The following is a 14,133-nucleotide window of genomic DNA, read 5'->3' as shown; positions in this document are numbered from 1 at the left end:
TTTACAAGCGGGCTTAGCCCACATAAAAACCCCGTAGTTTCGACTGCGGGGTTTTTCTATGCGGGAACAATAACTTGCCAGCCTCGCAGGTTTAAACCTTAAGGGCCGGTTTGGGCGCACGGTCTCCAAACCACCATAATGTCGCGGCGGTTGCGGCAAAAACCGCGGCCTCGACAATGGCGCCGTTTTGAGTTTGCGCGAAAATCCACGCTGTGATGAGCCATAACATTAACGTCAAGACAGGCCTTACAAGGCGCAGCGTATTAATGACCCAAAGGCTGGCGCGGCCAAGGCGGGCTTCTGCATCGATAGACGCTTGCAGCCCTCGCCAAGATCCCTCTTGTGCAGCCAGCGCCAGTTCTAACTCTGTTTCTTGCACACGCATTTGCATCTGCAATTTATGCAGGTCTAATTCATGCGCCCAACGGGCTTGCTCTTGTTTAAAGCTTTGCCCGCGTTCAAAAAAACCAGCGATGCGGCCCAACACGGTGCCGATAATACCAAACGCGCCGCCAGCGGCCGCGTTTAGGCCTAAGTTAATTAAATCTGCCATAAATCTCTCACGGATGGATGGGGTGAAAACCACTGCCGTGGCCGCCCCAAATCAAGGTGTAAAAAGGTTCGGTAATATCCAAAACCAGTAAAGCCCGCGTGCTGCGCTGCCCGCCGTAACCGCACGGGGTCGTGACTGTCCAGCGCAATATCCGCGGCTAATTTTAAATGCTGCGATAGTGGCGCGCCGCCCACTCGCGCATTATGGATGCCGCAACGATGGCCTGATAAGACCCGCAGAGGCCGCCCAATATCATCTCGCATCGCTTGCAAGAGGTCCATAAACAAAGGCCAGTCATAGCCCGCGCCGCAATGCCGGCATGCCATTTCCGTATGCGAAAAGTCGGGCCACCGCCATTGGGACTGTTGCGAAATACTCATGGGATAGCAGTAACGCGGGGTGAGGGAGGGGGAGGGTAATTGTTTGGGGGGGGGGGCGTATTAATCGACAGCTAGGCGGATGGATGATAATTAATCGCTATGGTCGATAGCCGATTTTTTGAATTATAACTCTACGGTTTCGTGGATTTTTAGCATTTAGCATCCATACGGGTTTCATACTCTGCAAAGGTCTCAGCAAAACCCATTGCTAAGCGTCGCGAGTTTATAGTATCAAAATCCTTGATTTGACTAGCCGTCCAATCACCGCTTGATTGGCACTTTCCTTGCGTTCCGCAAGTTTGATGTAATTTGTCAAACATTACAGCAATTCTGTCAGTTAAGAGTGCGTATTCTGTTTTGTCGACGTTAGTTCCCGGAGTCATCAAAGATCGCATTTTCTTTTGAAAAACGCCTTTATCGTGAACCATATGTTGGGTGATTAACCACGCATCGTGGCTTGCCTGCTGTCCGAAGCGTTCAATATCAATCCATCCATATTGCTCAACAATATCGTTTAGGGCTTCATGATGCCGAATATCCTGATCACGCATTTTTCTATAAAAAGCGGTAAATGCCGCTTTCCCTTCTGCGTTCCTATTTCGATTTTTAAATACTGTATCAAATTCATTGCGTATGGCTTCATCGGCTTTTGCCATTTCTCTTAATTGGGACGTGACATTGATAATGGCTGACCTTGGATCATCTTCGGACACCTTAGGGACTTTCTCATGAGTTGGCTGTGAGCATGCCAGAAGAAAGACAATTGCGAACATGAATGAAATATATGTTTTCATATCCAAAAATAGCATAGGTTGTTATTCCCAAGAACAGAAATGATACTTTTTGTTTGCTAGGACATTCAAGAAAGGGGTGGTAGGGCCAATCTAATACATTAATTTTAATAGCATCCTTCATGCTTTCAATCCCACGCCCCATCTGTGGACAACTCACACCCGCGCCGCTTCGCCCTCTCGACAATTCTAAATGTTCCTATTATGTTCTATTTCTAACTTGCGCTAGAAACTGGACAAGACCGCCGTGCTACAAAGCCTTTACATTGATTTTGATGCGTTTTTTGCCAATGTTGAACGGCAATTGCATCCCGATATTCGGGGTCGCCCCGTTGGGGTGACGGCACTTGATTCTGATTATTCGGCCTTTATCACGCGCTGTTATAGGGCCAAGGCATTTGGGATAAAGCGCGGGATGCGGGTGCGCGATGCCCGGGCAATGTGTCCTGATTTGGTCGTGCGGGTCGCACAGCCCGATGTCTATGTCGATATTCATAACCGTATTTTAGACGAGATTGATCGCCATGTTCCGGTGACCAAAGTCTGGTCGATTGACGAGATGGAATGCACGCTAATCGGTAGCGAGCAAGAGCGCGCCAGCGATATTGCAGCGGCGATAAGGGCCGGGCTGGCGAAAAATATCGGGCCTTATATTACACCGTCAATCGGCCTTGCGCCCAATCAGTTTCTTGCCAAAGTCGCCGCCGAAATGGACAAGCCCAACGGTATGGTGACATTGGCATCAGAGGACCTGCCAGGGCCGTTGCTGTCCTTAACGCTGTCTGATTTGCCGGGTATATCGGGCAATATGGAGCGGCGGCTGCACCGTGCGGGGGTGATGACAGTGCAGGATTTTTGGAATATTTCGGCCAAACATGCCCGCGCGATTTGGGGAAATATCGAAGGCGAGCGCATGTGGGCGCAACTGCACGGCTTGCCCGTTATACGCCCCCCGACAGAAAAACGCATGTTCGGCCATAGCCGCGTCTTGACCAAGGGCTGGCGCACAGCTGACAAGGCGATAAAATGTTTAGAGCTGCTGACTGTGAAAGCCGCGTATCGTCTGCGACGCGCAGATTATCTTTGCAGCGCCATGAGTGTGTCTTTCAAACTGGCGGACGGGACTCGTTATAGCGGCGAGACCGACTTTGGCGCCTGCCAAGACGACCCGACATTGCTGCGTTATATGCACGGTCTGTTTGACCGGGGTGTCGCAGCGCTCCCGCCACAAGCGGCGCTTAAATCTGTCTATGTGATGCTGCATAAAATCAGCAAACCGTATGAAACCAATGGTGACCTCTTTGAACATGCAGACGCCGACCAAGGACGCAGCGTCAAATGGAACAAGGCCATGGCAGCTATGGACGGCCTCAATGTGCGTCATGGTCGGGCCGTGGTGTGTGTGGGTTCGCGCGCGGACCTTCCCGGCGGCTATGCGGGCGGAAAAATCGCCTTTGGTCGCGTGCCAGATAAGGAAGACTTTTATTGATAGGGTGGATGTGACGACCCCACGTGACCCGTGAAGGCGGTGCAAATCCCCGTGAACCTGAGTGTCAGGTGGGCGCCGGAAATAAGAGGACCACGGTCCTAACAGAGCCAGCTCCCTTCGGAGTGTTTAAGGTCCCTAGGATAAGTGCCAAACACAAAGCCCGCAGAAGCCGTCCTCCGCTATGTGGGCGCAATAGGGCAAAGGCGCAAGGGCCAATGTGGGGGAAGGGGCGCGTAAAGATTGCCAAATCACAGCCACCACGCCATGATAGCTTATGACGTCTTTGCTTGATAATTTTACCGCGCGCCTATCCAAATTTCCGTCGGTTGGGCTTGTGGATGTACCGACACCCTTGCGCCCGATGCCGCGCTTATCAGAACATCTAGGCGGGCCGAATATTTGGATAAAGCGCGACGACGCCACCCATATTTCCAGCGGCGGGAATAAGCTGCGAAAACTTGACCGTGTTCTTTACACGGCGGTGGAGCAAGGCTGCGATACGCTTGTCTCGGGCGGTGTGCCGCAATCTAATTCCCAACGCCAAGTCGCGACCGCGGCAGCAATTTTGGGACTTGATGCCGCCCTTTGTGTTTTTACGGGTCGGGTTGAAAACGACTCGGTGCTGTATCAGAATTCTGGCAATATCGTCCTCAATACTCTTTTTGGCGCGACACTTTACCCAACGCCGTGGGCGGGTGACCGTAACGGCCCGATAAAGGCGCTAGCGGAAAAATTGCGCGCGCAGGGCCGTAAACCTTTTGTTGTGCCTTACGGTGTGTCCAACGCCATGGGGGCGCTGTCCTATAGCAGCGTTATCGCTGAAATCGCCGCGCAAACCGATGAGGCAGGAATCATGCCCAAAGCCATTATCGCAGCCAGCGGGAGCGGCGGCACCCAAGCGGGGGTAAGCCTTGGCGTGCAGGCGTGCTTACCCGACACGGCTGCGATTTGCATTGATGTGGATGCTGACGCCGCGCGGGTGATGGCTGATGCTGTCCAATATGCGGGCGAGGCGGCTACCCTGCTGGACATTGATTTTGACCCAGGCCAAATGCGGCTAGAGAGCGGTTATAGCGGGGAGGCTTACGGGATTATTGCGCCCTCAACTGTCGAAGCGATGACCCTATGCGCGCGCCTAGAAGGCGTGATTTTAGACCCTGTTTATACGGGCAAAGCATTGGCAGGATTAATTGGTCTTATCCGCGCGGGGGAATTTGCACGGGGGGAGGATGTCGTCTTTATCCATACGGGCGGTGCGCCTGCGACCTTTGCCTATGCCGATGTTATCAATGATGCCCTATCGCCCTGATGGATTTAAAGTCTGAGAAATCACGCGCAAGGATACAAGCGAAAGCGCGCCGTGCGGGGGTTGATAATCCGCGTGCCGCTGCCGTAGGCCTAATTGGAAACTTTCCGGCCCAAGAGTTTCGGGGGCAAGTCATTGGCGGTATTTGGCCCCTGAGCAGCGAGATTGATACGCGGCCCCTTATGAAGACCTTATCAGAGGCTGGTTTTTCGCTAGCATTGCCCTGCACGCCGCGGGCAGGAAAGCCCCTAACATTTCGGACTTGGCAAACTGGCGACAGACTAAAGGCAGGAGCATATGGCACGCGGGAGCCGTATGCTGATGCGCCGATTGTCGAGCCAGCTATCGTGCTAGTCCCCTTGCTAGCTTTTACCCAATCGGGCGCGCGTCTGGGTTACGGCGGCGGTTATTACGACCGCACTTTGGCGGCACTGCGCGCGTGTAACCCTGCGGTTTTTGCTTGCGGCGTCGGCTATGCTGCGCAAGAAGCAGCGAGCTTACCTTTGGGCCCGCATGACGCGCGGCTCGACGGTATTTTGACCGAGCAATATTTTAAACGAGTTATCTAAGAGACCCCTATGCGTTTTGCTTTTTTCGGAGATGTCGTGGGCCGCGCGGGCCGCAAAGCTGTGACAGATCACTTGCCGCGACTGCGCCATGATTTGAAACTTGATGCTGTGGTCGTGAACGCCGAAAACGCAGCGGGCGGTTTTGGCATCACGCGGTCCACCGCAGACGAGCTTTATGATTGTGGTGTCGATGTTTTGACATTGGGTAATCACAGTTTTGATAACCCCCAAGGGATTAGCGTGATTGAAAATGAGCCGCGCTTGCTACGGCCTTGTAACTACCCACCCGGTCTTGTTCCAGGTCGCGGGGCGGGGGTCTACCAAGTCGGGGATTATACATTTGGTGTGATTAATGTGCTGGGTCGTGTGTTTATGGACGCGCTTGATGATCCGTTCCAAGCGGTCGAGCGCGAATTAAATAACGCGCCACTGGGTACTGCTGTTGATGCGGTCATTGTCGATATACACGCCGAAGCGACGTCAGAAAAACAGGCCATGGGTGTGTTTTGTGATGGGCGCGCGTCCCTTGTTGTTGGCACGCACCAACATGTGCCTATGGCCGACACGCGTATCCTTGTGGACGGCACGGCCTTTCAAACGGATGCGGGCATGTGCGGGGATTATAATTCAGTTATCGGTATGGACAAAGAGGAACCGCTATCACGTTTTACAACGCGTATGCGCAGCGGCCGGTTTACGCCTGCGGGCGGGGCAGGCACAATGTGCGGCGTATTCGTTGAAACCGATAATAAGACGGGCCTCGCCATTCGTGCGGAACCTATTCGTATCGGCGGCGTATTATCCCAATCAAGACCAACATTGGAGCCAACATCATGACGAAATTTATAACGGCTTTTGCTGCTGCCATTTTGCTTTCGGCCTGCGGCGGTGCGGGGAATAAAGAAGTCGCCGAAATTAATAATGATTGGACGGGTAACGAGATCAAAATCGAAGCCTTTGAAGATGATGACGTCAAAGGTATCACCTGCCATATGGCACATTTTGACCGCGGCGTGCTTGACCGCCTATCTAAGGGTGACTGGTTTGAAAATCCATCTAACGGGTCTATTTCCTGTGGTATCACTGGGCCTGTAGTGATTGGCGATATCTCGCTTCGCAAAGGCGGGGAGCAAGTTTTTAAGCAAAAGCAAAGCCTAATTTTTAAAACCCTTGCTGTGCGCCGTGTTTATGACCGCGATAATGATACGATGATTTATCTGGTGTATTCTAAAAAGATCGTGGATGGTTCGGCGAAAATGAGCCTTGCGACTGTGCCTCTGGCTGGACAGGATGTAACATGGGTGACTGGCAAACCTGCGCCCTCATATGAGTAAAATAAGCCAAGCCCTTGCCCCGCAAAGGCGCTTGCCCTAAACCCGAAAAAACTAAATTTTAACGAGGTTACCATGGCAGGCCACTCAAAATGGGCAAATATTCAACACCGTAAAGGGCGCCAAGATAAGTTGCGGTCTAAGCTGTTCTCAAAGCTGGCCAAAGATATCGCGATTGCGTCAAAAATGGGCGGCCCGGACCCGGATATGAACCCGCGTCTGCGTCTTGCGATTGCCAATGCCAAGGGCCAATCTATGCCCAAGGATAACATCCAACGGGCAGTTGACAAAGGCGCGGGCGGCGAGGGGGCAGATTATGACGAGTTGCGCTATGAGGGTTTTGGCCCAGCGGGCATAGGCTTTATCGTCGAAGTGTCGACAGATAATAAAAATCGCGCGGCGATGGAAGTGCGTACAGCCTTTTCGAAAAACGGCGGCAGCCTTGGCGAGACCGGCTCTGTCAGTTTTGGTTTTGATCAAGTCGGACAGATCGAATATCCGCTGGAGACGACGGATGAAGACACGATGATGATGGCCGCGATTGAAGCGGGTGCAGAAGACGCGCAAACGGATGAGCCCAATGAAGACAAGTTCAGCGACTATGAACCTGTCCATACAATCATGACGGCGCGTGATGATCTTGGCGCGGTTGCATCCGCGCTCGAAGCGCAATTCGGCGAAGCGAAGTCTGTCAATTTGATATGGAAAGCACAAAACGAAATTGACGACCCCGAGAAGGCCGCGCAGGTTATGCGCCTGATTGACGCGCTAGAAGATTGCGATGATGTGCAAACCGTCTATCACAACTTTGCCATGACCGAAGAAGCGATGGCGACGATTGAAGACGAATAGGCTTTATCCAGCCCGAGATTTCAAACCGCGTCTTGTCCCCAAGGCGCGGTTTTTATTGAGCGGCGAAGGTTTAACTTTGCTTGAGTCTCTCCCCCTATCTCTCTAAACATCCCCCATGAGCGGTTATAATCACGATAAGCAAATTACGGATGCACTTGGCGCTCTATCCCAAGGGGATGTCACGCGTGCGACGGCGCTTGCGAAAACAGCCTGTGAAAACCGCGCCGAGGACGCCGAGAGCTGGTCGGTTTTGGGGCTGTGTCTGGCGCGGGATAACGCCCAGTCGATTGCCGCCAAAGACGCGCTTCATAAAGCGACCACAATGGAGCCAAGCGAGCCGCGCTGGTGGATGCATCTGGGTACCTCGCTTTTTGATATGGGTGAGGCGGCCCCCGCAGAACAGGCGTTGGCAAAAGCGTCTGAGCTTTCCAAAGGGCATCCGCAAGCCATGATACCATGGGCGAAAGCGCTCAGCGCGCTAGAGCGCCATGCGGATGCGGCGCAAATTTATGGCCGCATTATTCAAGTCGCGCCGAGCCCTGAGATTTGGATAAAAGCTGGCGACGCCCTAACGGCTGCGCGCGATACAATCAATGCGGTCTATGCTTATGAAAATGCCTATCCCGATGATGCGCGCCCTGATGACTTAACGGCGGCGATTGCGGATATGCATATTGCGCTGGGTCAATATGACCGCGCGAAAGTGTTTAATGACCGCCTGCGGGACAAGAATATAAACGATCCTGATGCTGCCATGCGGGCTGCAAATCTGCTGCGTTGGGATGGTGATTTGGACGCGGCGATTGCTTTGCAAAAAGCGTCATGGACCGCCAATCCAACTCATGCGCGATTAACCGCGGCCATGTTAGAGGATGGGGACGAGGCCGCCAAAGACGCCGCCATAATAATTGCCAATGATGCGGGCGCGTCCCAAAACGACCGTCGTCGTGTGGCTTTTGCATTGACCCATTTTTTCGATAAACGCCGCGAGACAGACAAGGCTTGGCATTATGCAACCTTGGCCAATTCGCTTTATGACGCTGCGCCCGACGGCATAGACGAAATGCGCGACATGCTGCGCGCTGCGATAGAGGCTTACGCAGCGTTGCCTGACCCAACAGGGGCTACGGCTAAGATGGTTTATATCATCGGCCCGCCGCGTTCGGGTGGGTCACTTTTGCAAACTATCTTGGCACGCACAACGGGCGCAAAATCTGTTGGTGAACGTGGGGCATTGCTTAGCTGGCTACCACAAATGCTGGGGAAATCGGCTGAGCTGGCGACTATGACGGGACGCCTGCAAGAGGCTGATATTGCAGGGATGACAAAGGCCGCTGGGTCCGCAAAGATATTTATCGATAAGACCCCCCATCATGTCTTGGTTGCTGGCGTTTTGTCAAAAGTGCACGCGGGGGCCGTATGTGTTGCACCGTGGCGTAACCCTGCCGATATGGCTGTGTCGCTTTATTTTCATGAATTTGGCCCTGAATTTGCCTTTACGCGTACGCTTGACGGTATTGCGGATTATCTGGATTTCCATGCTGACGCCGTTACGCAGTGGCGCGCCGCAGGTCTAGAAATTACCGATCATGATCACGATGCCTTTTCACAAGACCCTGCTAAGCACGGGGCTGCGCTGTGTAAAGCTTTGGGCTTGCCGTGGTCAGAGGCCATGCTGACAGATACAGCTAATGACGGGGCTGTCCGCACATTCAGCGCAAGACAAGTGCGCGGCGGGGTCTCGACAAAGTTTGCCGGACGCGGCGCGCGCTACGCAGGCTTTTTGGGTGGTCGCTTTGATAGATCGCAGGATTAGAACCCTAACCTAACCCCTGCCGTCCGACTGGCTTTAGCGCTGGACTTTTGGGCTTAAACCTCTAAAGCGGGCGCGAAACGACGGCGCTTTGATGGCGTCTTTTATATATCCGAGATTGTTATGACTGATTCTATCCAAACCCTTCGTAATGTGGCGATTGTGGCCCACGTTGACCACGGCAAAACGACCTTGGTCGATAAGCTTTTGCATCAATCTGGTACGCTGGGTGAACGCTCTGGCGCGGCGGAACGGGTCATGGATAGCAATGATATTGAAAAAGAACGTGGTATTACAATCCTTGCGAAAAACACGGCCATTCGCTGGCAAGAGCCTGGTGGTGAAAATTGGCGCATTAATATCGTCGATACACCGGGTCACGCGGATTTTGGCGGCGAGGTTGAGCGCGTTTTGTCTATGGTTGATTCGGTCGTCTTGTTGATCGATGCCGCCGAAGGGCCAATGCCGCAAACGACATTTGTGACGAAAAAAGCGCTGGCTCAAGGCCTAAAGCCTATTGTCGTTGTCAACAAAGTTGACCGAACGGGCGCCCGTCCTGATTGGGCCGTTGACCAGACATTTGACTTGTTTGTGCGCCTTGGTGCAACTGATGAGCAGCTTGATTTCCCCGTTGTCTTTGCCTCTGCGCTTAATGGTTGGGCATCAGATAGCAGTGGTGATGTTGGTGCCGATATGACACCATTGTTTAAAGCGATTGTAGAGCACGCCCCTGTGCCCGATGTTGATCCGGACGCGCCTTTGCAAATGCAAGTCTCCGCCCTGGATTACAATAGCTATACAGGCGTTATTGGCATTGGCCGCGTTGTGCGGGGCAAGCTTAAGAAAAATATGAATGTTGTTGTTGCCGATATGGAAGGCAATCAACGCAAAGCCCGCGTGTTACAGCCGTTCGGCTTTATGGGTCTAGAGCGTGTTGAAATGGACGAAGTTGGCGCGGGTGATATCTGCTGCTTTACGGGTATCGACAAGCTGGGCATCTCTGACATGATTTGTGATCCGGAGCATGTTGATTTACTGCCCGCTTTGTCCGTGGACGAACCGACGATTAGTATGACATTCCAAGTTAACGATAGCCCCTTTGCGGGCCGCGAAGGTAAATATGTCACCTCTCGCAACATCAAAGACCGCTTGGATAAAGAGCTTATCCACAATGTGGCTTTGCGGGTTGAGCAGCTTGATGACGCTGATAAATTCCGTGTCTCAGGTCGGGGTGAATTACATTTGTCCATCCTGATCGAGAACATGCGCCGGGAAGGCTATGAGCTTGCGATTTCACGCCCACAGGTGATTAACAAAGAAATCGACGGTGTGCTGTGTGAGCCGTGGGAGACTTTGACAGTTGATGTTGAAGAAGACCACCAAGGCAAAGTCATGGAAAAGCTGGGTGAGCGTAAGGGTAATCTGAAAAATATGGTGCCGGACGGGCAGGGACGTGTGCGTCTTGACTATGAAATCCCGACACGCGGCCTGATTGGTTTCCGCTCTGAATTTCTGACATCGACGTCTGGCTCTGGCCTTTTGTATCACAATTTCGATGCTTATAAGCCGCGCACCAAAGCGGGTATTGGCCGCCGTCAAAAAGGTGTGCTGATTTCAAATGGTATGGGCAAGGCAGCTGCCTTTGCGTTGTTTAACCTCCAAGAGCGCTCGCAAATGTTCATTGGTCACGCCGAAGAAGTTTATGAGGGTATGGTCGTTGCGATTAATGCGCGCGAAAATGACCTTGTTGTGAACGTCCTAAAAGGTAAGCAACTGACCAACGTTCGCGCATCAGGCACGGACGAAGCGGTGACACTGACCACACCCATTCAAGTGACATTGGAATATGCGCTGGAATTTATCAATGATGATGAACTGGTCGAAGTGACGCCTGAATCAATCCGTATTCGCAAGCGTTACCTGCTAGAGCATGAACGTAAAAAAGAAATGCGCCGCATGGAAGCCATGGACGGCTAACCTTCAATTCGATTTCGCTTTGAAGGGCAAAATTAAAGGGGGCGAAAGCCCCCTTTTCTATGCGCGACTGTAATTTAGATTAACTAACCGGGTCAATTTCTGCTGGGTCGGGTAAGTGCGAATTCCATACTTTTAGCGCGGATTTAATCATGCCGCGTTCTTCGTCATGGAGTTCATAATCACAAATCGCAATGGCGAATATAGACGCCAAAACGCTGCGTTGGACACCTCGGTCAATAATCATCGATAGATAATGTTCTTGAACAGAGCGCAGACCATCAGCGTTTATTTGCGCCGATAGCACGCGAACTCTTTCATCAAATAAATGACGAATTTGAACGGGCGTCAAAATTATATCAGGATGAAGCGCGCGATTATGAACTTGCGCGCAGTGAATGAATTCAATGCGTTCGCGGTCACGCGTGCGATCATCAGACAGAACGGCAATCACCAAAATATCCAATACCGTTTTAAACAGGTCTGTGACCTTTGGCGATATGGGAGTGATGTTGGGTGCGTTTTGCATATTGGCCTAATCTATAATTTTTATGGGCGGGCGGTCATATCCCCATAATGTTGCGGCAGATTTAACGAAATCTGACTCCTCACGGCGGTATTCTTGGTCACTTATCGATATTTGAACGATCGCGTCATAGAGGTTTTCAACATAAACGTCTTCTGAAAACTGTGTCAGCACCCGTAAAACCAAAGTATTTCGGCGTTTGCTGTCTAGCTTTTCGCGTAAGCCCGGCGCGTGTTTAGTAAACCAAGCTTTCAAATCCGTCTCAGACAAAACAGGCAGGTCAAACAAATTTTGCAAGGCCTGTGCCTGTTTGACAAATTCCGAAAGCTCGGGTGCCTTTACAACGCGGTCGATTACGACCGCGATTGCGAGTGGCGTTAAAATGTCATCGTTTTTAATCATATCATCCAATCAGCACCGTGAGCGTTCTATACGTAAAAAACCAACGTCATTCAAGCGGCGTTGAGGGCGATAAGATCGTATTACGATGACTGTGATTACGGCATATCCCGCTGTTATTATTCATGTTCCGCTCAGCCGATTTTTGCTATTGTACATAAAATTGGAGGTCATATGCGTCATATTTTTATTTCAAGCCTAGCTATTTTAGGGCTTAGCGCCTGCCCAACGGGGCCGTCTGCTTACGGTCCAGCGACATCCTCCAATGGTTTGGGATTTAATAATACGCAAATTGAACAAGACCGTTTTCGCATCCGTTATACGGGCCGCAATATTGAAGAAGCCCAAGATTATGCTTTGCTGCGCGCCTCTGAAATTGCACTTGCTGAAGGCTATAGTCACTTTCGGATTATCGGCGGCACTTTATCAGACAATAATCGAGGGGGATCTCCGGTACGAACCTCTGTTGGTATCGGACTGGGTAGTGGTCGCGGATATTATGGTCGTCGCGGTGGAACAAATGTAAATGTTGGCATCGGTGTCAACGATATAGCGCGCGCCCTTCAAGGTGATAAGGTCACTAATTCCATTGAAGTGCGTTTGCTGCGCAGTGGAGGTGAGGACACTTACAACGCCCGAAGTGTAGCAGATAGCATTCGCCCCGCCGTCTTTACAGGTCCTGCTAGCCCCGAATAATTCCTGTATTTGGCGGAGAATTCCTGCAGTGAATTTTATAATACCCTTTGCATTCCTCCCTGTCTCGGTTAACCAAGGGCAGGGGGATATATGATGTTATCATTGTTTGAAATCGCAGCTTTATTGCTAGTCGCTTCGGGTTTTTTTGCGTGGCTTAATCACGTCTTTATAAAACTACCACACACGATTGGCTTGCTGGTCATGGCTTTGGTTTCGTCATTTGTCTTAATGGGGTTACAGCTTGTGTTTCCCACATTAGGTCTGACGCAGACTATTCAAAACGCGATTGGGCAGATTGATTTTAATGCTACCGTTATGAACGGCATGTTGGCATTTTTATTATTTGCAGGTGCTCTTCACGTAGATTTTAATGTCCTGCGCTCGCAGAAATGGGCCATTGGTTCCATGGCGACTTTTGGTGTTTTGTTGTCGACTTTTATTGTCGGAACTGGATTTTTCTTCCTCGCCAAAGGCCTTGGTGCCGATATTCCCTATATATGGGCGCTCGTCTTTGGGTCGTTGATTAGCCCGACAGACCCTGTCGCCGTATTGTCAATTTTGAAAACTGTCAAAATGCCCAAAAGCCTAGAGGCCAAAATCGCGGGCGAGAGCTTGTTTAATGATGGTGTTGGGGTCGTTGTTTTCTCTATTTTAGTGGCAGTCGCAGTTGGCACAACAGGACACGGCGATGTCGCGCTGACAGGGGCTCAAATGGCGGGGCAAGCTGCCAGTGACGCAGCCCACGGGGCAGGGGTCCACGGGGGAGGGCACGGCCAGATAACGGTAGGGTCTATCGCCCAACTATTTTTCGTAGAGGCGGGTGGTGGTGCCTTGCTTGGTGCGGTCACTGGCTGGATTGCTTATCGCATGATGGGGCGTCTTGATGAACATGCCATTGAAATCCTTATCACGCTGGGTATCGTTGCTGGCACATATGCTTTGGCACAGCGACTGCATTTATCCGGCCCTATTGCTGTGGTGATTACGGGCCTTTTGGTCGGCAATAAAGGTGCGCGCGAATCCATGAGCGAACGGACGCGGGGCTATCTGTTCGGCTTTTGGGAAATGATTGACGAGATTTTGAACTCTGTCTTGTTCTTGCTTATCGGTCTTGAAATTCTTGTGCTGGGTATCACAACTAAATTTGGTATGATTATGGTACTGTGTATTCCGCTTGTGCTTATAGCGCGGTTTGCCGCTGTCTCTGTGCCCATGAAAATTTTAAGTACATTTACAAATCCCACAAAAGGCGCGATTCCCGTTCTGACATGGGCGGGGCTACGCGGCGGCATTTCCGTGGCTTTGGCGCTTTCACTGCCTGATAATGAGTACAAACCGTTGATATTGGCCGCGACATACGGCGTAGTTGTGTTCTCGATTATTGTGCAGGGGTTAACTGTGGAGCGCGTCGTGAAAAAGGTTGTCACAACACAAGAAGAGCCAGTTTAGCTGGC

General features: G+C 51.6%; 15 protein-coding genes. 10 read left to right on the top strand and 5 right to left on the bottom strand.

Going from position 1 to position 14,133, the window contains the following annotated elements; translation table 11 throughout:
• Positions 1-91 precede the first annotated feature (91 nt).
• The 3 genes from AB6B37_RS10710 to AB6B37_RS10700 form a co-directional block, all read right to left on the bottom strand.
• On the bottom strand, positions 92-553 hold the full coding sequence (locus tag AB6B37_RS10710; protein ID WP_371395781.1) for a hypothetical protein: 462 nt from the start codon (positions 551-553) through the stop codon (positions 92-94).
• On the bottom strand, positions 541-933 hold the full coding sequence (locus AB6B37_RS10705) for a D-Ala-D-Ala carboxypeptidase family metallohydrolase (protein WP_371395780.1): 393 nt from the start codon (positions 931-933) through the stop codon (positions 541-543). Before AB6B37_RS10705 ends, AB6B37_RS10710 begins: the two co-directional genes overlap by 13 nt.
• Before the next feature lie 149 nt (positions 934-1,082).
• Entirely contained in the window at positions 1,083-1,589 is a 507-nt protein-coding gene (locus AB6B37_RS10700; RefSeq protein WP_371395779.1) for a DUF6624 domain-containing protein, read from the bottom strand.
• 382 nt (positions 1,590-1,971) lie between these two features.
• Here AB6B37_RS10700 and AB6B37_RS10695 point away from each other — a divergent pair, with 382 nt between their 5' ends.
• The 8 genes from AB6B37_RS10695 to typA all read left to right on the top strand — a co-directional run bounded on the left by AB6B37_RS10695 (position 1,972) and on the right by typA (position 11,061).
• Positions 1,972-3,213, top strand: a complete 1,242-nt coding sequence (locus tag AB6B37_RS10695) for a type VI secretion protein ImpB (protein WP_371395778.1) — start codon at positions 1,972-1,974, stop codon at positions 3,211-3,213.
• Positions 3,214-3,487: 274 nt separating this feature from the next.
• Positions 3,488-4,522: a D-cysteine desulfhydrase family protein gene (locus AB6B37_RS10690; protein ID WP_371395777.1), complete on the top strand. Its 1,035-nt coding sequence runs from the start codon at positions 3,488-3,490 to the stop codon at positions 4,520-4,522.
• A complete protein-coding gene (locus AB6B37_RS10685) occupies positions 4,522-5,088 on the top strand; it encodes a 5-formyltetrahydrofolate cyclo-ligase (RefSeq protein WP_371395776.1) in 567 nt (188 codons plus the stop codon). Before AB6B37_RS10690 ends, AB6B37_RS10685 begins: the two co-directional genes overlap by 1 nt.
• 9 nt (positions 5,089-5,097) lie before the next feature.
• Positions 5,098-5,925, top strand: a complete 828-nt coding sequence (locus tag AB6B37_RS10680) for a YmdB family metallophosphoesterase (RefSeq protein WP_371395775.1) — start codon at positions 5,098-5,100, stop codon at positions 5,923-5,925.
• On the top strand, positions 5,922-6,422 hold the full coding sequence (locus AB6B37_RS10675; RefSeq protein WP_371395774.1) for a CreA family protein: 501 nt from the start codon (positions 5,922-5,924) through the stop codon (positions 6,420-6,422). The genes AB6B37_RS10680 and AB6B37_RS10675 overlap by 4 nt, the downstream gene beginning before the upstream one ends.
• 72 nt (positions 6,423-6,494) lie before the next feature.
• A complete protein-coding gene (locus tag AB6B37_RS10670; RefSeq protein ID WP_371395773.1) occupies positions 6,495-7,271 on the top strand; it encodes a YebC/PmpR family DNA-binding transcriptional regulator in 777 nt (258 codons plus the stop codon).
• A gap of 115 nt (positions 7,272-7,386) precedes the next feature.
• The gene (locus AB6B37_RS10665; protein ID WP_371395772.1) at positions 7,387-9,087 is read left to right on the top strand and encodes a sulfotransferase; all 1,701 of its coding nucleotides are present in this window, start codon (positions 7,387-7,389) and stop codon (positions 9,085-9,087) included.
• A 120-nt stretch (positions 9,088-9,207) separates the two neighbouring features.
• Positions 9,208-11,061: a translational GTPase TypA gene (typA, locus tag AB6B37_RS10660; RefSeq protein ID WP_371395771.1), complete on the top strand. Its 1,854-nt coding sequence runs from the start codon at positions 9,208-9,210 to the stop codon at positions 11,059-11,061.
• 79 nt (positions 11,062-11,140) lie between these two features.
• Here the strand turns inward: typA and AB6B37_RS10655 are convergent, their stop codons facing one another.
• Together AB6B37_RS10655 and AB6B37_RS10650 are read right to left on the bottom strand one after the other, a co-directional pair.
• On the bottom strand, positions 11,141-11,587 hold the full coding sequence (locus AB6B37_RS10655; RefSeq protein ID WP_371395770.1) for a hypothetical protein: 447 nt from the start codon (positions 11,585-11,587) through the stop codon (positions 11,141-11,143).
• Between the two features lie 6 nt (positions 11,588-11,593).
• Positions 11,594-11,986, bottom strand: a complete 393-nt coding sequence (locus AB6B37_RS10650; RefSeq protein ID WP_371395769.1) for a hypothetical protein — start codon at positions 11,984-11,986, stop codon at positions 11,594-11,596.
• A gap of 171 nt (positions 11,987-12,157) precedes the next feature.
• On the opposite strand from AB6B37_RS10650, the gene AB6B37_RS10645 reads away from it, so the two are divergent.
• Positions 12,158-12,679, top strand: a complete 522-nt coding sequence (locus AB6B37_RS10645) for a hypothetical protein (RefSeq protein ID WP_371395768.1) — start codon at positions 12,158-12,160, stop codon at positions 12,677-12,679.
• 90 nt (positions 12,680-12,769) lie between these two features.
• Positions 12,770-14,128, top strand: coding sequence for a cation:proton antiporter (locus AB6B37_RS10640; RefSeq protein WP_371395767.1), 1,359 nt, complete (start codon positions 12,770-12,772; stop codon positions 14,126-14,128).
• Positions 14,129-14,133: the final 5 nt, after the last annotated feature.

Origin of the sequence: Fretibacter rubidus (assembly GCF_041429785.1) — a bacterium.
GTDB lineage: Bacteria > Pseudomonadota > Alphaproteobacteria > Caulobacterales > Maricaulaceae > Fretibacter > Fretibacter rubidus.
The sequence above is the reverse complement of the archived record's forward strand: the minus strand, read 5'-3'. Positions and strand labels throughout refer to the sequence as shown.

Bases quoted from the DNA above. Each gene is read 5' to 3' on its own strand.
- AB6B37_RS10710 (WP_371395781.1), bottom strand. From the start codon at position 553: ATGGCAGATTTAATTAACTTAGGCCTAAACGCGGCCGCTGGCGGCGCG.
- AB6B37_RS10705 (WP_371395780.1), bottom strand. From the start codon at position 933: ATGAGTATTTCGCAACAGTCCCAATGGCGGTGGCCCGACTTTTCGCAT.
- AB6B37_RS10700 (WP_371395779.1), bottom strand. From the start codon at position 1,589: ATGGCAAAAGCCGATGAAGCCATACGCAATGAATTTGATACAGTATTT.
- AB6B37_RS10690 (WP_371395777.1), top strand. From the start codon at position 3,488: ATGACGTCTTTGCTTGATAATTTTACCGCGCGCCTATCCAAATTTCCG.
- AB6B37_RS10685 (WP_371395776.1), top strand. From the start codon at position 4,522: ATGGATTTAAAGTCTGAGAAATCACGCGCAAGGATACAAGCGAAAGCG.
- AB6B37_RS10680 (WP_371395775.1), top strand. From the start codon at position 5,098: ATGCGTTTTGCTTTTTTCGGAGATGTCGTGGGCCGCGCGGGCCGCAAA.
- AB6B37_RS10675 (WP_371395774.1), top strand. From the start codon at position 5,922: ATGACGAAATTTATAACGGCTTTTGCTGCTGCCATTTTGCTTTCGGCC.
- AB6B37_RS10670 (WP_371395773.1), top strand. From the start codon at position 6,495: ATGGCAGGCCACTCAAAATGGGCAAATATTCAACACCGTAAAGGGCGC.
- AB6B37_RS10665 (WP_371395772.1), top strand. From the start codon at position 7,387: ATGAGCGGTTATAATCACGATAAGCAAATTACGGATGCACTTGGCGCT.
- typA (WP_371395771.1), top strand. From the start codon at position 9,208: ATGACTGATTCTATCCAAACCCTTCGTAATGTGGCGATTGTGGCCCAC.
- AB6B37_RS10655 (WP_371395770.1), bottom strand. From the start codon at position 11,587: ATGCAAAACGCACCCAACATCACTCCCATATCGCCAAAGGTCACAGAC.
- AB6B37_RS10650 (WP_371395769.1), bottom strand. From the start codon at position 11,986: ATGATTAAAAACGATGACATTTTAACGCCACTCGCAATCGCGGTCGTA.
- AB6B37_RS10645 (WP_371395768.1), top strand. From the start codon at position 12,158: ATGCGTCATATTTTTATTTCAAGCCTAGCTATTTTAGGGCTTAGCGCC.
- AB6B37_RS10640 (WP_371395767.1), top strand. From the start codon at position 12,770: ATGATGTTATCATTGTTTGAAATCGCAGCTTTATTGCTAGTCGCTTCG.